At 61.2% G+C, this 260-nt stretch carries 1 protein-coding gene; it reads right to left on the bottom strand.

Features of this window, described 5'->3' with window-relative positions:
- On the bottom strand, nucleotides 1-200 hold a 200-nt coding region (locus SB753_RS38655), incomplete at its 3' end, for a hypothetical protein (protein WP_410805362.1).
- Nucleotides 201-260: the final 60 nt, after the last annotated feature.

Below are 260 nucleotides of genomic sequence, written 5' to 3'. Positions count from 1 at the left end.
GCGATCAACTCGAAGTCGTCCAGCCCGCTGATGCCCTGCGTCAGTGCCGTCGTCGGACCGGCGGTGAAGAGGCTGTCGATGTCGCGTTCATCTGTGACATCGATCATGGATCGGATCGCGTCTGTGAGCAGTGTCGAGTAACGACTCATCGCAGCGCCATCGCGCGTCTCAGCGTTGAACGCTGCGACGACATCGACCATTGGTTGGTCAATGCCTCGGCAGCCAGCTCGGAGCAGGTCGAGCAGACGCTTAGCCTCGGT

It is taken from the genome of Paraburkholderia sp. SIMBA_053 (assembly GCF_046534895.1).
GTDB classification, from domain to species: domain Bacteria; phylum Pseudomonadota; class Gammaproteobacteria; order Burkholderiales; family Burkholderiaceae; genus Paraburkholderia; species Paraburkholderia caledonica.
Note: the sequence above shows the minus strand (reverse complement) of the source record. Positions and strands in the feature narration are given on the sequence as shown.